Raw genomic sequence first — 22,374 nt, 5'->3', positions numbered from 1 at the left:
TCGGCCGCACAACTGCTTCTTTAGTTGAACAAGAAAAAAGAGCCGTCTAAGCAGCTCAACGATCTTCAAATAAAGCACCCGTTCGTAATATAAGGTCAGCCAGATATTTCTGGTTGAAAGCAGGAAAGAGCATACTATTAATAAAAATGAGACGGTTATATTTTCTTTTATTAAATTAGTGCTTGATTTTCATGATAATCGCTTACAACTGTTGGGAAATTATCAGTCAATATTGTGGCTACTGAAACGTATGATTAAAAGTTTTAGGCGCTATTCCATATTAATAAAGCCGGCTTTTATAGCCTTCTTGTAACTCCTTTGCTACTTGATCAGCAGAAACATTGGGTATTTTTGAGTGAGCCACCAACATTTGAGGAACCGATGGAAGATTCTCTTTTGCTAACCACGATTCTGGGTTCCACATATTTGATCGAATGAAAGCTTTAGCACAATGTGCAAAGCACTCCTCTACCTCTACTAAAATTCCAAATAGAGGGGATCGACCATTTACAATGCTCTTTTCAAGAAGTTCCGGGTCACGAGAAATATAGGCTTTTCCATTGATTCTTAATGTTTCTCCTAATCCAGGTATAAAAAATATCAGCCCGATATTTGGATTAGTAATAATGTTTTCTGCGGAGTCCATTCTTCTGTTCCCTGGACGTTCTGGAATAAAAAGATGGTGTTCATCAAGAACAGAAACAAACCCTGGAAAATCTCCTCTTGGAGAAACATCACATTTCCCTTCTGAATTAGATGTTGCCAATGACAAAAATGGTGACATGGAAATAAAGTTTCTGCAATGCTGGTCAATAAATGAAATTACTTTATTAGCAGCTCTTTGACTAGGTTGTCCAATAAATGAACGGAATTCCTCAAACTCTTCTTTTGAAGAGATAATCTCTTTAAAATTAATACTCATCTTTTCACCTTCAACAAATGGAATATATACCCATTATACACCATGAAAATTGTATAACTCGAATTATTAGAATTATTTTTAAAAAAATAACTAACATCTTACTCAATTATTTTTTCTAAGGAGAATTTACTCGCTTATTCGCGGGATTTCATATCTCTTGATATGGAAAATATGAATCAATGAAATGAGTTCAGATCCTTATGGCTACGTGAAGGAACAGTGAAATAAAGGAACAAGTTAATACAACATATAAACCACCTGGTAATCCCAATATCTACCGTTTCTTTTTTTGCAATAACACTTCTCTTTACTCATTTAAAATATAACAACAGAATCAGGTAAAATAATTGGTCTATGCCCTACATACTGTCTCAGATTTTTATTGTACTCCATTTATTACCTTCCTTAGTGACAAATGTCCAACCGTGATTTTGCTTCAATCGCCATTTTTACATAAATATCCGGTTAATTTCGAGATCGTTATTCCGCAAACTGGCCCATTACTGAAAAAGGCACAATTCTTCTTCAAGAATTGCGCCCGATTGTTGAATAATGAAAAAAACAATAAGCCGCAAAATAGTTCATTAGTTATTGTGCTATTGCCACCGTTAGATAATAAAAACTGTAATTTCTATTATCAAATTCTCATATCTAAAATACCAACCATCCTGTAATATAATACAATTATTAAATAAAACTTTTTGAATATATTATATTTGAAACTTTTTGCTAGTGTTTATGCCTCTAATATGTGAAAGGAGGTTGCTACATGTCGTATTCTACTGAATTAGTCGAGCTAGCCATTGCTGGTGATAAACTTGCATTTGAACAATTACTCAAGATCGAGAGTAAAAAATTATATAAAATCGCTTATCTCCACATGCGTCATAAAGAAGATGCACTCGACGTACTACAAGAAGCTACCTATAAAGCCTATATTTCGATACACCAGCTTAAATCACCTGTCTATTTTAGTACATGGCTTGTGAAGATATTAATTCGGACAGCTTATAAAGAACTTGAACAAAAAAAGAAAGTGATTCAACTGCCTGAAGAAACGATTGTGGGCCTTTTAGAATTGAATAAAGTCGAGGATCCTTCAATTGATTTATCGGAGGCACTTTCCTCGCTGGACAATGATTATCGGAATGTCCTTACTCTGTTTTATTATTATGATTTACCGATTCGTACAATTGCTACCTTACTCGGTAAACCACAACCAACCATTAAAACGTATTTACGAAGAGCCAAGTTGAAACTAAGAAAAACGTTAGGAGATGATTATTATGCGAAAAGACTTACTTAACTCCTATATAAAGGATATTGAAGTTCCGACAGAAGAGATTATGATGGCAATCGATCAAGGGATTAAGCAAGGTGAAAAATATCGTAATAACAAAAAGCGCACAACTATTTTAAAACGTGGATCCTTTTTTTCTTCTATTGCAGCTTCACTATTACTCGTATCAGGATTCGTCTTTTCACCCGTTTCAAACGTTTTAGCTCAAGTTCCGATTATCGGGGGTCTTTATGAAAAATATCAAATGCCAATTGGTCAAGAGCTAGCTTCCGAGAAACTCATCACAGAATTAAATGAATTAGTTGAAGATAATGGAGTAAAAATGGGTATTACATCGATTTTTTATGATGGTCAATATGTTGGGCTAACATTTAAAGTAACAGGAGAAAATCTAGCTGAGACTATTGGCGGCGAAAAAGCTCCCGAATCTGGTTATGCGTATGAAATGTTTGACCGAACAGATGAAACTACATGGTGGGGTGGCACTATGGGAGCTATAATAAAGGACGGTGATGGCTATAGTGGTGCAATGATTTTAGAAAATCCAAAAACTGAATCAGCCGATTCCCTTACTCTACCAATTACATTTACTCATATTGCAGGTGTTCAAGGAGAATGGGCATTCAATCTTCCAGTTCATAAATTACCATCGAAAGAATTGAAGATTGTTCAAACTACATCCTCACTCAATAACGAGTATAGTCTAGAAATTAAAGAATTAAAAATCGGACAAACCAACGCCCTCTTATCATATGAATTATTAAATACAGCCGGTATAGAAGGAGAACAATTATCTTTTAATATTGTTGACGACAAAGGCAAGAAGTCTTCACTCCATACAATTTCTGATTCAAAAGTGATTTTTGAAATAAACCGAGAAAATCCAACAAGATTCTTACTAGTAGAACCAACTTATAAAATTGGAAACAATGAGATCCACCTAGAAACTGTAAAAATCAATCTAAACTAAATGGTAACAGAAAAATCCGGACTGCCTACTCAGCAGTTCGGATTTTTTGCACTGGACATCTTGGATATTAACTGTCCTTATTCCATATAATGGCCCTTTTCATGAAGAAAGACGCTTTCCTTGTTTCAGAAAAGCGCCCGTTTGTTGAAGATCTCCATGTTGTATTATTTAGGTTAAATCTTCCTTTTAATTAAAGAAGTTTTATAAAAATATAAATAATCAGTGCTTGATACTCTTTTTCTTTTTATTTAAGAGTACGATTGCCATAACGAATAAAATTACTGAAATCAATAAAGTCGATCCCGAAGCAATAGGTGTTAATATTCCTATTATTAGTAGAATAATCCCTAAAACAACTATTCCTATAACCATTGAAATTCATCCTTCCCTCAATAAAGAAATATCATAAGATTGATAAGAATATTTTTGGAACTTTATTAAATTGGCAATTTAAATTTTCTTAAAGTCTTATTTCATCTTAACTTTATTTTAAAGCCAGATAAGGCGTAGAAAGCCGGACTTGAATGATAAACAGACATAATCATCAAAAGCGTAGCACCAATTGGATTGCTACGCTTTATTTACTTATTAATAGCCACGTAATAAACGCTTACCTAATGAAAGTGTTGCACCAGCTAGAGTCGTTACAACCATAATTGGAGCTGATGCAACGATAAATGCACCCACAGTTGTAGCAGCTAATGTAGCACCCATTAACGAAGCAGCCGTTGCCGTAATTGCAGTGCTTGCTGCTGTAACTCCAGCCCCAATACTAGCTGATGCCGCAAGTAAACCTGTACCAGCTGTTGTTCCCATTAATGCTCCCGATACTGTAGAAGCAGTACCTGCTGCTAATGCGCCAACTTTTGTTGTTGCTAATGCTCCTGCAACTTTAGTAGATACCATTACCCCCGCTTTTGAACTTGCTGCAGCGCGTAGAGCAACGGACGCAAGATGCATGCCACCGCCAATTGCTGTACTTTGCGCACCCCCTACTAATGCACTCTTTGCGATTTGTGCGCCGGCCTCTTGCAGGGTGATTTCCCCATATAATAATTCAACAGTGGCTTCTCCAAATGAATAGCCTGCACTCGCTACACCACCATAAATGCCTGTTTTAAAAGCAGCGCCGCCAGTAGAAATGACAGTTGAAGTGATCGGTGCATTTTTACCTGTTGTATTAAAAACCGTCTGATAAATTTTTCGTTCAAGTTGCATAAGTTCAGCTACTTTTGTAGTCGTATCAAGGCTGATAGGTGATTCTATAACGGTTTTTCCGGTCTTTTCAAGTCGAGCCTTTAATGTTGGATTATTTTTTGGGATAACAAATAACTGTCCATCATATTTAGAAGCGTCAAACCACGCATTTTCATAGCCCGCTTTTGCTTGTCCGAAAGTTTTTGTCCCGTCCGCGTTAAACATAATGAAATCGATTGGACCGTTATTGTTATTAACAATCGTTTTCGTACCGCGAAGGGATGCTGATGCAGCGTGTAGGTCTTCAAAAATAAACCCTCTAAAACGTTCTACAGTTCCACCTCTAAATACATCTTTTGAAATTAAATTCGTATGCAATTGATCAAAGATTTCTTTTGTTTTAAATGAAGAAATTAGTGCTTGGGATGGGGCAATACCTTTATCGATGATTTCTTGAATTTCATCGATTTTCACCGCAAAATCATTTAAGCTCCAGTTTTGTATGCCAAGTACGGCTTTCATTTCATCAGGCGTAATACCTGCAATGTCTTGTAATACGGCAAATTCCGTAGATAACCACAACGCTTCACTCCTACATTCTTCTGAACAGAATTTTGCCGAGCCATATGTATATTCTGTCTCAATACGCTCATTACAGTGAGGGCATCGCGGTTTATAAGGCATAACATTGTTCATTTTATCGCTAAAGAAGTATAAAGGTTCTAGCCAATGTTCACGCGCTTCTGGGTAAATGTTCAGATAAGCTTCAATGATGCTTTCGTAATCACGTTTCATATAAAGCGCAAAATAATACGTTAACATGCGTAATGAATAGGTGTGTCGTTTCATATATACGTCCCGTAACGGTGCATTCGGAAATTGCGTATAGGACAGTAATGTTTTTTCTAAAGCATTGATCGCTCGATTAAATCTGTCCATAATCGGATAGTCTTTATCAATGGTAATATCTAACATGAATAAATAATCTTCATCTTTCAGTAATAAATAGTCACCTACTGCGTTATCTAAAGCAATTGACTCTTGATGTAATTGTTCAGAATTCCCAGCTATTTTTTTCAACTGTTCATTTTGTTCAATCATAATCGGTTCAATATCAATCAATTCATCATCAAAAACGGTTTCTTGCTCAAAAACTTCTTTAGAACCACCATTCATATTTGGGCTAAAGAAGTATAAATCGTCATCCCAGTGTTTTACTCCCTCATCAATGAAGTTTTTATGTTCATTAGTAAATTCTTGGAAATTATCCAACTTATTTAAATATAAATATTTATAATAGCCAATCATACGTAGGGAATACACGGAACGCATGATGTAATTTTCTCTAAAATAAGCTTTTTTATCATCACGTAATCGCAATTGTTCATCTTTAATCAGAACGATTACTCGGTCAAATGCATCTTCCATATATGTATTTGGATTATATTCTTTTAATTGACTTTCCAAGCCCATCTCATTATAAATTGAATAACCATTAGCATAGTTTTCTAAATTTTTCTTAGTTGTCCAATAACGATAATCATTTACTACATTTTCAATAGACATGCATTCTTGTTTAAATTGTTCACCATGATTTGCAAGAGCTTTGATTTGCTCTAAATCTTCATTCATTTTCGCTAAACTCTCCATAATAAGCCTCATTTCCTATAGAAATTGCGTATTTATTATATCAAAATCACTATTAAATTGTAATAAAATAGATAAATTAGCAAATCTGTCCGTAAAAATAACCGCTAACGAATATATTACTCGTAGCGGTTACTTTGTAAGCCCGTAATCAAATAATAGGGATTATTTATAAAAACACATTATTTTACCTTAGGTCAATAAACTCCCCCTTTAGTTTACGTATATTTCTTCCAATTTTTACTATGAATTTTAAAATGTTATTCAACAATATGGCCCGTTTCTTGAATAAAGTTTATTTTGTACTGTTAAAGATATTGTTAGTTTTCCATCAAAGACTGAAAAAAGTCAGTACTACCTTATTCAACAAACTAACAAGCATAGACTTATAAACATCTTGCATACGTAAAGTGTCCGAAATCCTGAAACCAACAGCTCTCCCATTTTCAAAAATAACCAGATGTAAGTTTAAATATGGCAGCTGCACTGATATTAGCACCTATAGTAATCTAGCTAATTAATTGATTTTGAATTATGTGTTTTACCTGATTGCGGTAAAGCATCCTGTGATATGGGTTGAACCTTTCTTACGGCAGTATTCTTACCGATAATAACGGAAAATACAACTATTACGGCCATTACAAGAGTGAAAAATGTGATAGATTCATCTAGAAATACTGCAGCAAATAGAATCATTAAAAATGGTTGTAAGTATTGAACCTGACTAACTCTTGCTATTCCCCCCATAGCCATTCCGCCATACCAAGCAACATATGCTAAAAATTGACTAACCACTGCGAGATATATAAAACTAACCCAAGCTTGTATTGGGGCATGAAGCATTTCTGTAGTAAGGTTTAGCCCAACTGGAATAATAAAAAATGGCGCACCGATTAAAATGGCCCAAGCAATCACTTGCCAGCTGCCTAATTCTTTTGCTAGTTTCCCACCTTCTGCGTAACTAAGCCCAAGTATAAGCACTGCTGCTAGTAAAGCGAAATCGGCAACTTGTAATTGACCGAATCCAAGGTGAAGTGCATACATAATAACAGCTATAGAGCCAATTGCACTTGAAATCCAGAATTTGAGAGAAGGAATTTCCCTTGCTCTAACCATAGCAAATCCGGCTGTTGCTAATGGTAACAAGGCTAATTCCACTGCTCCATGAGAAACAGGCAAGGATTTCATTGCCCAAGAAGTAAGAAGAGGAAATCCTAAAACTGCACCAGCAGCAACAATAAGTAGACTTTTGAATTGGCGCCCTGAAGGCAGTTTTTCTTTTCGAACAATCAAAACCACTGCTACTAAAATTGAGGCAACAACTGTTCTTCCCAAGCCAACGATCGTAGCCCCAAAATATTCTACTGCAATACTTGTAGAAGGAAGTGTTAAGCTAAAACAAATGACCCCTACTAATCCCAACAATAATCCGAATTTCTCTCTGGATACTCTCTGCATCTTATCCCAACCCCCATCGTTATAATACAATCACGTTTGTACCATTTTCTGATTCTTAAGAAAATAATTCTGTTATAATCAACATAATAAAAGGTGCACAGAAAAAAATAAACCATTCTTTTAGCCATCTGTACCATGACAGTTAAAGGAGGATACATGTATGAGTGCCAAATATATAGAGATAATGGAAGAGATTAAGCATCGGCTAGCAGATAGGATCCTTATTGCAGGAAGTAAACTCCCTTCTGTTCGTCAGCTGTCTGAGCATTTTTCATGCAGCAAAAATACGGTCATTAAAGCATACGAAGAATTAGAAAAAGAGCATTTAATTTATTCTGTTCCTAAAAGTGGTTACTTTGTTGTGAATGAATTTCAAAATGCGATGAATGAAAATGAGGTGATTGACTTCTTGTCTGCTGGTCCAGATAAGAATGTTATGCCTTATCTTGAATTTCAACATTGCATGAATCAAGCAATTGAACAATATAAAGAAGAGCTTTTTACATACTCTGATCAACAAGGATCTTACTCATTACGAGTACAGTTAGTGAAATATTTGCAGAATTTACAAGTGTTCACTAAACCCGAAAGATTAGTCGTTGTATCTGGCTCACAGCAAGCCCTAAACTTATTTGTTTCTATGCCCTTTCCAAATGGAAAAAACAATATTCTAATTGAACAGCCTACTTATTTCGGATTTATTGAGTCCATCAATCTGCACCAAACTACTACGTTGGGAATTGAGTTATCGATGGAAGGAATTGACCTTGATCGTCTTGAATATATTTTTCGAAATAATGATATAAAATTTTTCTATATTGTTCCGAGATTTCACAATCCACTTGGACATTGTTACACGAATAGCGAAAAGAAAAAAATTGTTGAGTTAGCCGAAAAATACGATGTATATATAGTGGAAGATGACTTTCTAGGGGACCTGGATCCAAATGCAAAATCAGATCCTTTATTTTCTTTTGATCCTTCTGGGAGAGTGATTTATATTAAAAGCTTTTCAAAAATTTTTCTTCCAGGGCTAAGGATTGCTACTGTCGTTCTTCCTACAGTAATGATTAACAATTTTTTACGATATAAATTTAGTTCGGATTTTAATAGTTCAGCACTTTCTCAAGGTGCACTAGAAATCTATTTAAAAAGTGGTATGTTTAATAGCCATCTCAAAAAAATTAAAGAAGTATACTCAACTAAAATGCAAATACTTCAAGAAGCATGTGAATTATTGCTGCCGGCTAATACTCAATTTTCTAAACCGACTTCAGGATTCTATCTGTCCATCAGTTTACCTGAGAATGTGAAAGCAAAACAGGTAGTTCATATGCTAAACGAGCAGCATATATATGTAGATGATGCCTCTAGAATGTTTTTACCAGAATATAAAAAGGAAAATCTCCTTCGATTATGCATTTCTCAAGTAAACGAAAGTCAAATAAAACTAGGGGTAGAGCGATTGGCTCATTGTATTGCTTTAATTGACAGTAGAAAGAATCATATAACTCCAAATAACTTTTTACTCCTCTAGTATTGAAACTTTGCAAAAAAGAACATTGAATTTTCAATGGAAATTCAATGTTCTTAGCGTTTGCCTTATAAATCACAATGTGATAAAACGTGATTTTATTATTCCGTTTTTAATATTTCCCTTTGATTCTTAATAAAATGATATCGATCCGTTTTAACAAAATTGCAATCCGGAACGATTGGATTTTTTCTAAGAAGAATCGCGAACTTATTTAGTAACTTAGCTAGATTTGAGCGTTCATTTTCCTCTACCAAAAATTCCAGTCCATACTGAAAAATACCAGGCTTTGCTTCGTGCATCCATACCACGGAACCATACATGCTAATCGTCTCACCTAAAATTTCCGTTTGAAATTCTAAAATTATATCTCGATGAACAGTTAACCTAATATCTGATAAAAACCTGAGGCCCCCTAATCCAATGTCTTCAATCAAAACATTCGTGTTCCCTAGTTCTACTTTTCTTCCGTGAATTCGTATAAGGGTCATAGAGGCAAGTAAAGGAAAATCGAGATTAATTCTAAAATATTCCCGTTTATCTTCAAACTTATCAGTAGTGCCACCGGAAACACTTTCCGAAACTTCAAATTTCCCTATTCTTAATAGGTGAGTAAATTCCTCTGCTGGGACAGGCTTAGAGAATAAATAGCCTTGGATGGTCTCACATTTGAAATTATTTAATATTTGGAGCTGCTCGATATTCTCCACACCTTCAGCAACAACCTCCATTTTGAGGTGCTGTGCTAATTCAATAATGGTCTTCGTAATAAAATTGGAGTTATCTGGATCTGTCTCACTTAAATCCTTAATAAAAGATTGATCAATTTTTAATGTATCTATTCTACCTCTAAAACGTTTTAGGTAGGAGAGTGAGGAATACCCTGTGCCGAAATCATCTAAGGCTATTCTAACTCCTATACTTCTTAATTCATCTAAAGTAGCCAAAACTACCTTTTCATTTTCTAATAAAGATGATTCTGTTATTTCAATTTGTAAGTAATCAGGAGAAAGCTTTGTTTCCTCTAGGATACTAGCGATATTTTCCACTAAGTTTTTATCTAAAAATCGACTGGCAGATAGGTTAATAGAAATAGGAATAGCCGGTAAACCTGCATCTTGCCAAGCTTTATTTTGGGAACATGCTTTATATTTGACCCATTTCCCTATTTCCGCGATTAAACCTGTTTCTTCAGCTAACGGAATGAATTCATCAGGAGATAACAGTCCCCATTCCGGATGATTCCAGCGGATCAGAGCTTCAACACCGACAATTTGATTTGTAAGTGTACAAACCTTCGGCTGGTAATAAAATTCTAGTTGATTTAACTCTATTGCATTTCGAAGGCCCGCCTCCAAATTGAATGTTTTGAAGGTTTGTATGTTCATTGATGAGGTATAGATTTGGTAAGTGTTCTTCCCGCTTTCTTTCGATTTATAAAGAGCAGAATGAGCATACTTCATTAATGACTCTGCATCCTCTCCATCAGTTGGATAAATACTAATCCCGATACTTGTCGTAATAAAAAGCTTATACCCTTCAATAAAAAATGGTTCCTCTAATGATTTGATAATGGTCTCTGAATGCTTGATAATCTGATCTGTATTTTGAATATTAGGTAATAATACGGAAAATTCATCTCCGCCCAGCCTGGCTAGTATGTTCTTATCCCCTAGACAGATTTTTAACCTTTTCGAGATGAGTTTCAGCAGCTCGTCTCCCACAAAATGTCCTAGAGTGTCGTTGATATATTTAAACCGGTCCAAATCGAGAAACATAACAGCCATTTTTTGTTGGAGCGCTTTACTGATAATTAATTCTTTTTCCAGTTTTTCTTGAAAGAATCTTCTGTTTGGCAGTTCGGTTAAAGAATCATGATAAGCTAAGAATTTGTTTAACTCCTCCGATTTTTTACGATCAGTAACATCATGCAGTGTTCCTATAATAGTAGATTGATCATGATAATAGATTCTTTTTGAATGGGCTTCAATATCAATAATCGAACCATCTTTACTAATAATTCTGAAGGTATGATCAATGCCTTTCTTCCCATCGATTAATTGATTAAAAACAGAATTCATTTCTGCTTGGTCTTCTGAGTGAATATACTCCATAACATCTAATGCATTAGATGAAATCGCTGTTCCTAAAAGGTGATGTAGCCGGGGATTTCCATAAATTAATTTTCCATTTTGTATAATATAGACTCCGACAAGAGCTTCCTCTACTAGGCTACGGAATTTTAATTCTGATTCTATTAATTCAATGGCGGTTTCCTTTTCTTCTGTAATATCTTTAGCTATCCCACTAACTCCAACCACTTTACCATTAAATTTTGCAGGGATAAGAGTGAGATTAATTTGAACCTTTCTTCCGGCTTTATGTATAAAAACAGTATCAATATGTTGCACTTCGCCAGAAAGAACCTTATTAAAGCATTTTTTATATATTGGGATTTCATTTATATAGAGAAATTGCTCAATCGAATGTAATATTATTTCGTCATTTTTATAACCCAAGTATTCAGAAAACCCTTCATTTGGCATTACGATAATACCTTTCGTATCTAGAAAAAAAACGGTGTCAGGGTTATGTTCAAATATTGATCGAAAAAATATATCAGAAATCTCTAGATGATTTGTTGAGAGATTCAATGTTTTATTAGTCGATTCCACGCTATATTCTCCTTTCAGTTAAATCAGAAGATCCTTCTACAAACTGATAACTGTTTTTTCCGTTATTCTTTGCTTGATACATAGCTTCATCGGCCATTCTTATTAATGTTGTGGCATCCTTTCCGTTTTGTGGATATAAAGAAATACCAACACTAGATGTGACGTGAATTTCTTTTCCTAGAATGTAGAGAGGTAAATCTAAACTTCCGATGATTCTATCTGCAATTATGCTGCAATCTTGTTTATTAGCTTCAGGTAAAAGTATCGTAAATTCATCTCCCGCTAATCTAGCAAGTATGTCATTCTCTCTGACACAACTCTCTAAAAGCGCACTTACTCTCTTTAAGAGCTCATCGCCGGTATCGTGGCCTAGGGAATCGTTTACCTTTTTAAACCCATCCAAATCAATAAAAAAAACAGCAAAATCATTTTTGTTTTTTTCCGAATCTATTATGAGCTGCTCGAGGTCATCCAAAAAAGCCCTTCGATTGGGCAATCCCGTCAATGTATCTTGATAAGCTAATTTTTTTATCATATTTTCTTGTTTTTTTCGGAAGGTAATATCTCTTGCGATAAATTCCCTTGCAGGCAATCCATCGTATTCAATATTTGTTGAAGTGATTTCTAAATCGATGACTTGGCCGTCTAGTCTTTCAACTCTAATTTGAAAGGTTAATACTCCCTTGTTACGATATTTTGCTTTTTCCATTAGATGATTCCAATCACTGGAACTAGACAAGTAGTTTTTCCAGTTGTGATTAAGTAAATCACCTACACTATTTGCTCCCAGCAATGTAACACCAGCTTTGTTTGTAAAGATGATTTTCCCATTTCGATGGACAAATATGGCCTCTGGAGATAAATCAATCAAATTCCGATAATGCTTCTCTTTTTCTTTGTAGTTAAGAATGATTTTCTTGCCAAGTAAAAAAGCCCATAGAACCGATGTAAGTACTACTAAAGAACTTCCGGTATCTAAAAGGACTTCCCATAAACCGTCCCCTTTTAAATGAAAGAACAGTAATATCTTTTCATCAAAAATATCAAATAGGGACATACATGTAATAAGAATGAAAATTAGTTTCATTCTTATTTTGAATCTTTTCATTTCGTAAATTATAGTCTCCTTTCGGCAGCCCAGCCACCATAGCAATTACCTTAGGTCTGAGGCTTTGCGCCACCGTTTTTCAACGATTTTGCCATTTTCGCTGTCAAAATTATACATGATTCGACAAATTCTTCTAACTTCACACAAGATTATAGCACTTTTTTACTATATTGCTAGTGATATAGTAACAATTCCTTAAGTTACTAATAAATAGGACTATATACTAGAAAATGAAAGTCAGGTGGTTGAACTAAAGATCAAAAGGGAAAATTTAATAAAAAATCTTAGTTGAAAGGAGTATTGCAGGGTAATAAAGGATAAAAGAATAAAGAGGAGAGGAAAGCAACGTTGGTAGATAGAAATGTTTTTTACCCTACTTTCAAAGTAGTTATATATTAATCTCCGAATTTCTTAAGTTCTGGGCGATATGTTGTTGAATGCGAAATTGCCGTATATTATCTAGATGTCTCCGAATAACCTATTCCCCACCATTCTGTTTTTCTTCATCCTTTTTATCATCAAATACAATTTCTACTGCAGCCAGCAGCAAAGCAACTATGATCTCTGTTTTCAAGGAAAGGATAATGCTATTCATAAACTCATCCACAGTAAAGAGACATAGCCAGTTAGAGGCACCTTCAATACTGATCCGGACAAAAAACATCTTTAATTTTCCTGTAATTTTTCGTTTAAGCAGCACAAAAATCTCTCCGGAAAACAATTCGACAATAATGCTCAAAACAAAGAAACTAACAACAAAAACAATCAATGACCAGACAGATTTATACTGAACGCCAAGCAGTTCAAAAACCCCGGCCAACCCAAAAAAATAAATTCCCAGAACAAAGCCGGGCACCAGAATAATGAGAAGCGTTATTCCGGCAACTGTTGCTATTTTGTCTTTTAAATTCATATCGCCAAATGAAGCATCATCATTATGTTTAGGCATATAAGTGCGCCTCTCCTTTAGCTGTTATTTCTACAAAATAATGAAAGTTTTTATTGGATTAGCGGCCTTTAAATTTGATTGCTAGTATATTTTCTTATTTTATTGTGTACCAGCTTCTATCAAAATTTAAATTTAGTAACTCTCCATACTTTATTGCAAAGTCTATAAAAGCTGATCCTCTCGCAGTTATAAGATTTCTATCAATCACAACAGGTGAATCTAAGTAATTACCTTCGTTAAACGTTCCTAAGAAATTTCTTTGATCAGCCGTTAATCCAGTCGTATATTTTCTTTCACTTAATAATCCACTCATAGATAATAGATATGGTGCACTGGATATTGCTCCTATTATGATATTCTTTTTTAAAAATTTCCTTAAAAACGTGGTCAGCTCAGGATGGTTAACTAAATGTTCAAAATCATCCACTCCAGGAAGTACAACACTATCTAATTGATTAATATCCATTTCGTTCACTGTTACTTTAGGGATACTTGTCAATCCTGCCTCCCCTTTAACTACTTCGTTATTCAACCCAATAAATACGGTTCGTTTCTGCCCCTGCTTTAATACAGATAAAAGCACTGATAATTCATATTCACTAAATCTAGGGTATAGTAATATTCCTGTATATATCATTAACACCCCCATGCAATTCAATAAGAGTCCAACTGGATAAATGAAATCCTCTCTTTAATTTCAATATATTTTCTTGATATCCTTCCCATTCTCACCAAACTGGCCCTTAACATAGAGAAAGAGCGAAATTCTTGTTGCTGAATTGCGCCCTTTTATTGAATAAGCTACTCTATAATGCACATTGTGTTCGAACTGCGTATCAATTAAGTCTTAATAACTAAAACACCGAACTATATTAAGTGCATAACATGCCTATATAGTTTTTATACTTAATTGAAGAGGTGGAGAATATTATGGTTTCCTATATGGATTACACATCACCGTCAACACAATACACTTTTGACGTAAATAAAAGTCCCTTGTTCAAGAAAAATAACAACAACTTTATTAACGTGTTAGGCATTCAACAGTTGAATACATTGGAAAATGTGTCTCTCCTTGATATTTTCCTAAGTGCTAATAATGTCGTAGAACCGCACTATCATCAAAATGCTGCCCAGCTGGTCTATTGTATTTCTGGTGCTGTTACTGTTTCGATACTAAACCCATTTACAAAACAGATTCTCAATTTCCCTATTACACCTGGGCAAGTCGCAAACGTTCCACAAGGGTGGTGGCATTATGAAGTAGCTACAGCTGATAATACTCATATTTTGGCAATTTTTGACGCACCAACTCCGGAAGTAATTTTAGGCTCTGATATCTTAAAATTTACCCCTGCAAATATCATGGCTCATACTTATTGCCTTGATGAAAATCAATGGAAAAAAGCAATAGCACCAGTTAAACCCACAACTTATATAGGTCCATATGAGAATTGCAACAGAGAAAAAGCAAATATGCATCAGCAATATTTAATTCAACAGTATCCACAGCTAAATCATATTCAGCAATACCAACCAACCCATTACATTCCTCATTATCGGCAATATAGAGGCTATTAGAGAAAGACATACAACTATTGACATGGATATTCCATGTTTTTTTGTGTCACAGAATAGGTCAGTTATGCATTACCATGTTCAAAATAATAACTAAAAAGCAAAATTACATGTACAAGAAATGCCGATTCTAGAATAATCTACTACATACGTCTTGTACTAAAAGATTTACCCCATATCTTCGGGCGCTCTATCCCCATTGTTCTCATATAGTCTAACAACAGGCCTGTGTGAACAGATTCGTGATAAGCGATACGCAAAAACATATCCCCAAATGTTCTTACATAGCCTACGTTGGAATGATAAATTTTTATATTTTTTAAATCGTTTAACCTAATTGTCTTTATGTATTTAATGAACAACATGACTGGTAATATATTACTTCATACCAGTTTTCATTATAACCTTATTTAACCATTGAACTGTCCTATTGTGGTTTTCACCATTCGTAGCATTCCCTCCTTTCATGTAAGTTACTAACTATTTTCTTCAAGTTACCCTTCATTTTCTACCACATACTTGAATAGTGCAGACTTGTTAGGAATATCCACATACAATTTGATTAGAGCGATAATGAGAGGAGTGAATGAAAAGAACAATTATTGACAGACATCGATTGCTGGAACAATTATAATTTTAGGTGAAAAGAGGTGTCTGAAATTTGAAACTTTCTTTAAACATCGATAAATCATTTAAAGAAACAAAGATTACCATTGAAAGCCCTGAGTTAGATGACAATATTCAGGGACTAATTGACTTCATTCACGGAAGGGAACAACAATTCCTGATTGCCAAAAAAGGTGAAATGCAGCATATTCTTAAACCCGTGGATATCCACTATTTTCATACAGAAAATGAACATGTAGTTGCCGTAACAGAGACGGATTCTTTTATTTTAAAAGAGAAGTTATATGAGCTTGAAGCCCTGCTTCCTTCTAAAAAGTTTATCCGCCTTTCTAAATCGGTTATCGCCAATTTACATGAATTGAGCCGCTTTGAAGCTTCATTCAATGGTACACTCTGCGTTTATTTCAAATCTGGGAAGAAAGAGTACGTGTCTCGTACCTATGTCCCTTTGATAAAAGATGCTTTAAAATTAAATAGGAGGAAAAAAGAATGAGGACATTTACACTTCGCAGTTTCATCGGTATGTTCTTTGGAGGCTTCATTGCGGTGCTTTACACCAACTTAACAATCCTTTTCGGGGGTTTCGAAATGATAGATGGAAGCTTATTTTTGAAGAACTCCATAGGTTATATTCTCTGCGGCTGGTTTTTCACAGTTAGTTCCTTGTACTATAAAAACAGAAATTTAAAACTTTCTCAACAGACCATTTTCCATTTCTTAACTGTCACGATCCTCTACCTCATCTTGGCCCTTACGATCGGATGGATTCCATTTACTATACAAAGTATTTTGTTAACATTCTTAATCTCCATCGTCACTTTTACAATCTTTTGGATCGCATTTTACCTTTACTTCAAAAATCAAGCCCGGAGATTAAATGATGATTTAAAGAAAATATGAGAAATGCCAAAGGGACGGTTCCTGTGGTTTTTAGTGTGGATATCCTAGCCACAAGAACCGTCCCCATGGATCCTGCTATACGAAAATTGAATATTCAACAGGGTTAACAAACCCTAATTTTTCTGCTAAATGTATAGAAGACGTATTTGATACATCACAATCCCACCTTGGAACTATCCTATTTTTCAGACAATGTTCTGTAAATACGTTTGCAATGATAGATGCTAATCCTTGTCCTCTATAATCCTTGTGAGTCGCGATATCAACTTCTGCAAATTGCTGAGAGGAAAAAATGGAAGTACATTCACTGACTACTTTTCTATTATGCAGAATGCAGAATCCGAAACCATTTTCAATAAAGTTTGATATGGAACCCCAATATTGATTATAGTATTCCTCATTAAATTCCAAGCTCTTCTTTATATTTTCTGTGTTTATTTTTTCAATAGAATAATCACTAGATAATAAGTTGTTATCATCTAGTTTCTTATCATTTTCATATGTAAAAGAAAATCTGCTCAATTGTTTTATTTCATCTTTCAACTGATTCTTTATTGAATAATCCCACTGTTTGGATGAAGAAAATAAAGTGAAGCGGGATTTCTCATTTTTCCTTTGCCTATACAACTCAAAGAGAAAATGATTGAAATCTAAATTATTACTCTCTCCTGCAACGAAATAAATACCTGAATTTGTTCCAATTAGCACTGAATTAGTAAATCCAGACTCGGCATAAACCGTTCCTTTAATGTAATCATCCAAGACTGAAGATGCAAAGATTGGACAAGTTACATTACTTTCCCTCAATTTACTCTTTACTTTATCAAATTCAGATTGACTAAGTATGATCATGGAATACACCTTTCTGTATTTTTTAATTGCGCCTTATATGGAATAACTAAAAGATAATCTCAATAATAAAATCAAATAATTCTTATTTCACATTTAATAAGGTTCATATTAATCTTATTCGTGCTTCTCCCTAAAAGCTTTTTTTACCCTTTCAATTTGGTCGAGATGTCCTTGTATATGTTGAACACGAAATTCCAATAATTCTTTGAATGTGAATCGTCCAGCATCTGCATAAACTCCAACTCTATCAAATTGTTCGGTTGTCAATTTACGGATAATAGGAAGCATACTGGAGCGAAGTATCTTAAAAAGGAGTAGGTATTGTTCACGGTCTAATTGCTCATAATCCAATGAATTTGCCCAAGCGTTCTGGTCAGGCGATGTTAATAGTGGTTCAGACTCGGATAAAACCTTTTTCAGTCTATGTGTAGACACCAATTCCGAATCTGTTATATGTATAATAATCTGATGTATACTCCATTTATCCTTTCCTGGTTTGAACCTAATCTCTTCTTCAGACAATTCTTTAATGGATTCCCTTAACATCGTATATCCTCGGCTATACTCTTCAATCAACGCTTCCATCTGGTTCCTCCCTGAAAAAATATCATTAAGTAATAAATTCTTGCTTAATTGTCATTATCCTTTAACGATTTTTATTCAACTAACCTACAATGATCTACCGTACGAATTTCCACCGTATTTAATGTAAGGAAAAATACCGTTAGTTCCAGTTTCCTATCTAATAAATAAAACTTAAAAAACCAAGAAAATGGACTGCTAAAACAGTCCATCGTTGGAAGAGGGGCCATCATACACTTTATATAACTTCAAGCCATTTTTTTATGACTTCTCTAAGACTTTCTTCTTTAGCTTTAACGTCTTTTTTATCAGTAAATTTCATCATAGCTCTGTCAGCTGCTTTCCATTCCAATATACCACTAGGATCTACAATCAGAGGTTCATTAGTCTTTCGTTCTTTTACCTTAGCACCGCAGTGTAATACGAGTCGAATAAATCCTTTTCCATGAAGATTAAATGTAATTCGGTCCTCGCCTTCATAACAGAAACTAGGAGCATTCCATTTAATATGTTCTGTAATTTTATCATCAGTTCTTAAAATGATACTTCGAACCTCTTCTATTTCTTCTTTAAGTGGATGTTCAAGGTTGTTCATAAATTCTGCTACCTGTTCAGGACCAGACAACTTCTTACTTTCACCAGATTTTTTATTTGTTGTCTTTATGAACTAATCACCCCTTAGTATCTTTCTTTGTTTATATTCATATTTTCAACATATTATCAAACTAACCTTCGCCGTTAATTCAGTAATTCAACAAAAATGAGCTTCAATCCTTTCTAGAATCCCCCCGAAGCGAATTATTTTTTAACATATTACATATTTAATAATTTTATATTCTAACGAATTCTAGCCTTACGAAACCCATCGATTATATTTATTGCCGCACCTATTATAAATATGATCATTACACCGCTAATAACCCAAGTTTCAAATTGCTTGGCTGTTGAAGTAAATAATTCAGACATATACGTGATAAATTCTAGGCTTAACAAATTCGGATTGCTGAAAATAACAATGAATACTATGGTTGCGAACAGCTCAACTGCCGTGTTGAAGATGGCTATTTTTTTTGTCCATTGTCCTTTGATTAATTTATAGAGTGCTAGTGTAATCTCAAGGACGATGACAACTAGAACGAATGGCCAATATTGAAATAAAACTTCTTGATTAAAAGCCGGAATGACCAGTTCAAGATGATTTCCGTCTCCCTTATAAATACCTGTAAGGTGATTCGCATAAAAATAAAGGGTTGCCCAAATCGCTGTCCACATTAAACTTCCAAATACTTCGCACTTTTTTATAGCTTTTTTCTTAGGAATATAAGTGATGTTTTTCAAATCATCAGGCGTCCATTTTTTTAGACTTGCCGATAACGGCTGTTGATCTTTTCCTTTATCCATTCTTTCTATAAGAGCGAAAACAAGCGTTAGCCAGAAAAAGGTTTGAATGCCCACTTCAATTACTTTCCATATCCCTTCGCCCATTATAGTAAGAACAACATTTACAATAGCCTCTTCTCCACTATACCCGATCACATATTTGGCAATCATAGAAATCAGTGAGACTACAGCAGCAATTGGTAAAATCATTTTTAATAACGAAACATATACATCAAAATAACGTGGACCTATTAGATGCATGGGCTGGTCTCGATACCCGCTCGCTAATGCTGCCGGATTCCCTAATTTTTCAAGGGCCGCCTTAACATCTTCCTCGCTGTAATCGTCAGGCAGCATATCCTCAATGGTTGAACGCAGCTCGAGTGCAATATCCGCACGTCCTTTCTCTGGCAGCCTGCGAGTGACTTCTTGAATATAAACCTCAATTAAATTCATCTTCCTCATCCCCTTTCAATAAACCATAAAGTTCTTTCGAATTCTTAATCCATTCCTTTTTTAACTGTAAAAAGATTTCCAGACCGTATTCACTTAAAACATAATACTTACGCGGTCTGCTCTCAGATGTATCCCAGCTGCTTGTGACTAACTCCTGTTTTTCTAAACGGCGAAGCAATGGATATAAAGTACTTTGATCAATGCTAATGCCTGATTCCTCCAATAACTGAACAAGTGAATATCCATACTGTGGTGTTCGCAATTGACTTAAAACGGCTAATGTCAATGTTCCTCTCCTAAGCTCTGTCGATAATGAATTCAATAAAGCACTCATTCACCCACCTCATTTATCATTGCTATATGTTATTACTATATGTCATACAGTATTTGTTCTATACTATGTACCGTACACTATTATCGTTACAACATCATTTGAAATGAAAAGCCCTTTTTTGCAAACAAGAAAAATAATGGCTTAGGTACAAATAAAAAAAACAACGTTGAAATTCATACGTTGTTCATTGATTTGGTTTACTTTATCCAAGGGCTATATTTCTTTAATTTTTTTCTTCCTTCAATGAAAATTATTAATAATTTGTTGCAATCTATTTGCAACCCATTCAATGTCATAACCTATTTCGTTAAGAATAACTGTATTGTGAATTTCCTCCAGACCAATGCGAAGCATATAGCAGTATATTTTTTCCTTAGATTCAGGAGAACTCATATACCTATTTGTAATCCGATGTATGAGTGGCTGGAGCTTATCCTCATTCCAAAAAAGAATATTTGCTTTGTCGTATAAATGATCCCCGTATAAAGAAAGGCTCCAATCGATCATTCCAGCAATTTGCCCGTCTTTTGCCAATAAATTGAATGAACCTAAATCTCCATGAACTAAATATTTTTTACTTAAAGAAACACTCTTAATATGGGATTTCAACTCTTTAATAGCTTTTTCAACTACATCCGAATCTAATCCATTTCGTTCCAGGGATGACCAATCATAAATATTCTCATTGTAAACTGCCTTTATATAATCCTCCCAGGTTGGATAACCCGCCTGCCCAGTATGATCAAATCGACCATATCCATTCTGTCCGGTAATTTCAATTGCTTCCAATACCTCAAGGTTTTTTTCTACAACAGGACAAACATCTAGTATTTCCTGGCTATTTAAATCAAATAATTTTGTTCCTTCAATAAATTTAGAAATGGAGTAAGGGACATCACTTTCAGTTACCTGTATAGCCAACACCTCCCTTAAAGGAAGAAGATGATGAAAGCGATGGTAAACCCATCTCTCTTTTTCATACACTTCGAATCGATTTCCTACTTGAAAAACATAGCGGTCATTAATTGAGTTGAAGGAGTACGTTTGAGAGACAAGACCACCGTTAAGCTCTTTTATATTATCAGCAGAAGGATAATGCATTTGAATCAAATTTTGAATCTCCAATTCCGGTAACTTCTTTACCATTGCCATCGCTCCTTTGAAAAAAATTTTACCTAATAAAAATTCATCTAAGGAGAGTTGGTAGATATGGCTTAGCTTAATTATGGAGTCAATATCAGGGAAGTTTTTCCCGACTTCCCAATTCGAAAGGGTTTGCCTCGTTATATTCATTTTTTCCGCCACTTGTTCCTGAGTAAAACCTGCTTTTTTCCTTCTTAACTTTAGCTTTTCACCAATGTTCATTTCCTTCCCTCCTTATTTAAATTTTCGCATAATTAATGAAGAAAGCTAGCAAGGATTCCTTGCTTTTTTACGACTACAATCATTGCTCAAAAAATAAGATTGCTTAATTGAGTGTAATTCTATATGGGACTTTCTTTTAAGTTTCATATGTTCAAATAACACTATGCAAAAGGAGAATCTGTTATTTAGGATAAATGAAAAGATTTTTGTATTTTTATAGAGATTTTTTTGGAATTACTACAATCATATAAAACTACATATAGCAAGGTGGCAGCTGAACTCCCAGAGAAGGGGGAAACTGATGAAGACATACGAAGCATTCAGTTTTACTATCTCAATTTGGCTTAGTACTGAAAGAACTGGTGACAATGGTAGAAACATTGTCGAACTTCCCTTAATTTGTCCATCTCGTACCGCTACTTGGACTTTTTGAACGACTTCTCCTCTTAATTTGTCCGTCCAGCACCGCTGCTTGGGCTTTTTGAACGACTTCTTCTCTTGATTTGTCCGTCCAGCACCATTGCTTGGACTTTTTGAACG

At 34.7% G+C, this 22,374-nt stretch carries 19 protein-coding genes, 1 pseudogene and 1 riboswitch; of the genes and pseudogenes, 6 read left to right on the top strand and 14 right to left on the bottom strand.

The genetic code is table 11. The features are described 5' to 3' along the window. Nucleotides 1–280: 280 nt before the first annotated feature. Complete coding sequence (locus tag V7122_RS22975) at nt 281–922, bottom strand: pyridoxamine 5'-phosphate oxidase family protein (RefSeq protein ID WP_335345024.1); 642 nt, start codon at nt 920–922, stop codon at nt 281–283. A 769-nt stretch (nt 923–1,691) separates the two neighbouring features. Here V7122_RS22975 and V7122_RS22970 point away from each other — a divergent pair. Beyond that, nucleotides 1,692–2,228 carry a sigma-70 family RNA polymerase sigma factor gene (locus V7122_RS22970; protein ID WP_335529426.1) on the top strand — a complete coding sequence of 179 codons (537 nt, stop codon included), beginning with the start codon at nt 1,692–1,694 and terminating at the stop codon, nt 2,226–2,228. Next, entirely contained in the window at nt 2,209–3,192 is a 984-nt protein-coding gene (locus V7122_RS22965; protein WP_335345026.1) for a DUF4179 domain-containing protein, read from the top strand. The genes V7122_RS22970 and V7122_RS22965 overlap by 20 nt, the downstream gene beginning before the upstream one ends. Nucleotides 3,193–3,780: 588 nt before the next feature. On the opposite strand, the gene V7122_RS22960 is transcribed toward V7122_RS22965, so the two are convergent. Then, complete coding sequence (locus V7122_RS22960; RefSeq protein WP_335529423.1) at nt 3,781–6,039, bottom strand: hypothetical protein; 2,259 nt, start codon at nt 6,037–6,039, stop codon at nt 3,781–3,783. Between the two features lie 510 nt (nt 6,040–6,549). Further along, nucleotides 6,550–7,494 (bottom strand): DMT family transporter, encoded by a 945-nt coding sequence (locus V7122_RS22955; protein WP_335347504.1) that lies wholly within the window; start codon nt 7,492–7,494, stop codon nt 6,550–6,552. A gap of 160 nt (nt 7,495–7,654) precedes the next feature. Between V7122_RS22955 and V7122_RS22950 the strand changes: the two genes are divergently transcribed. Continuing rightward, the gene (locus V7122_RS22950; protein ID WP_335347505.1) at nt 7,655–9,031 is read left to right on the top strand and encodes a PLP-dependent aminotransferase family protein; all 1,377 of its coding nucleotides are present in this window, start codon (nt 7,655–7,657) and stop codon (nt 9,029–9,031) included. 98 nt (nt 9,032–9,129) lie between these two features. On the opposite strand, the gene V7122_RS22945 is transcribed toward V7122_RS22950, so the two are convergent. The 4 genes from V7122_RS22945 to V7122_RS22930 form a co-directional block, all read right to left on the bottom strand. Further along, nucleotides 9,130–11,703: an EAL domain-containing protein gene (locus V7122_RS22945; RefSeq protein WP_335347506.1), complete on the bottom strand. Its 2,574-nt coding sequence runs from the start codon at nt 11,701–11,703 to the stop codon at nt 9,130–9,132. Nucleotide 11,704: 1 nt separating this feature from the next. Further along, a complete protein-coding gene (locus V7122_RS22940; RefSeq protein ID WP_335355399.1) occupies nt 11,705–12,811 on the bottom strand; it encodes a sensor domain-containing diguanylate cyclase in 1,107 nt (368 codons plus the stop codon). A gap of 20 nt (nt 12,812–12,831) precedes the next feature. Next, nucleotides 12,832–12,914, bottom strand: a riboswitch (cyclic di-GMP riboswitch). A 375-nt stretch (nt 12,915–13,289) separates the two neighbouring features. Next, entirely contained in the window at nt 13,290–13,760 is a 471-nt protein-coding gene (locus V7122_RS22935; RefSeq protein WP_335347902.1) for a regulatory YrvL family protein, read from the bottom strand. Nucleotides 13,761–13,854: 94 nt separating this feature from the next. Beyond that, nucleotides 13,855–14,397 (bottom strand): DJ-1/PfpI family protein, encoded by a 543-nt coding sequence (locus V7122_RS22930; RefSeq protein WP_335347901.1) that lies wholly within the window; start codon nt 14,395–14,397, stop codon nt 13,855–13,857. Nucleotides 14,398–14,690: 293 nt separating this feature from the next. Here V7122_RS22930 and V7122_RS22925 point away from each other — a divergent pair, with 293 nt between their 5' ends. Beyond that, nucleotides 14,691–15,341 carry a cupin domain-containing protein gene (locus V7122_RS22925; protein ID WP_335347900.1) on the top strand — a complete coding sequence of 217 codons (651 nt, stop codon included), beginning with the start codon at nt 14,691–14,693 and terminating at the stop codon, nt 15,339–15,341. A gap of 140 nt (nt 15,342–15,481) precedes the next feature. Here the strand turns inward: V7122_RS22925 and V7122_RS22920 are convergent. After that, nucleotides 15,482–15,664, bottom strand: a pseudogene (locus tag V7122_RS22920) (hypothetical protein); the annotation flags it as partial. Nucleotides 15,665–15,999: 335 nt separating this feature from the next. On the opposite strand from V7122_RS22920, the gene V7122_RS22915 reads away from it, so the two are divergent. Together V7122_RS22915 and V7122_RS22910 are read left to right on the top strand one after the other, a co-directional pair. Further along, entirely contained in the window at nt 16,000–16,458 is a 459-nt protein-coding gene (locus V7122_RS22915; protein ID WP_335347899.1) for a LytTR family DNA-binding domain-containing protein, read from the top strand. Further along, nucleotides 16,455–16,865: a DUF3021 domain-containing protein gene (locus V7122_RS22910; protein WP_335347898.1), complete on the top strand. Its 411-nt coding sequence runs from the start codon at nt 16,455–16,457 to the stop codon at nt 16,863–16,865. Before V7122_RS22915 ends, V7122_RS22910 begins: the two co-directional genes overlap by 4 nt. Before the next feature lie 75 nt (nt 16,866–16,940). On the opposite strand, the gene V7122_RS22905 is transcribed toward V7122_RS22910, so the two are convergent. From V7122_RS22905 to V7122_RS22880, 6 genes are all read right to left on the bottom strand, one after another. Further along, nucleotides 16,941–17,717 carry a GNAT family N-acetyltransferase gene (locus V7122_RS22905; protein WP_335347897.1) on the bottom strand — a complete coding sequence of 259 codons (777 nt, stop codon included), beginning with the start codon at nt 17,715–17,717 and terminating at the stop codon, nt 16,941–16,943. 114 nt (nt 17,718–17,831) lie between these two features. Next, nucleotides 17,832–18,302 (bottom strand): DinB family protein, encoded by a 471-nt coding sequence (locus V7122_RS22900; protein ID WP_335347896.1) that lies wholly within the window; start codon nt 18,300–18,302, stop codon nt 17,832–17,834. A 235-nt stretch (nt 18,303–18,537) separates the two neighbouring features. After that, the gene (locus V7122_RS22895) at nt 18,538–18,924 is read right to left on the bottom strand and encodes a DUF1801 domain-containing protein (RefSeq protein WP_335529417.1); all 387 of its coding nucleotides are present in this window, start codon (nt 18,922–18,924) and stop codon (nt 18,538–18,540) included. A 212-nt stretch (nt 18,925–19,136) separates the two neighbouring features. Then, entirely contained in the window at nt 19,137–20,135 is a 999-nt protein-coding gene (locus V7122_RS22890; RefSeq protein WP_335355397.1) for an HAAS signaling domain-containing protein, read from the bottom strand. Then, the gene (locus V7122_RS22885; protein ID WP_335344373.1) at nt 20,122–20,469 is read right to left on the bottom strand and encodes a PadR family transcriptional regulator; all 348 of its coding nucleotides are present in this window, start codon (nt 20,467–20,469) and stop codon (nt 20,122–20,124) included. Before V7122_RS22885 ends, V7122_RS22890 begins: the two co-directional genes overlap by 14 nt. Before the next feature lie 240 nt (nt 20,470–20,709). Beyond that, nucleotides 20,710–21,834, bottom strand: a complete 1,125-nt coding sequence (locus tag V7122_RS22880; protein ID WP_335344374.1) for a helix-turn-helix domain-containing protein — start codon at nt 21,832–21,834, stop codon at nt 20,710–20,712. Between the last annotated feature and the right edge of the window lie 540 nt (nt 21,835–22,374).

Origin of the sequence: Bacillus sp. JJ1532, from assembly GCF_036965085.1 — a bacterium.
In the GTDB taxonomy this organism is placed as follows: Bacteria; Bacillota; Bacilli; order Bacillales; family Cytobacillaceae; genus Cytobacillus.
Note: the sequence above shows the minus strand (reverse complement) of the source record. Positions and strands in the feature narration are given on the sequence as shown.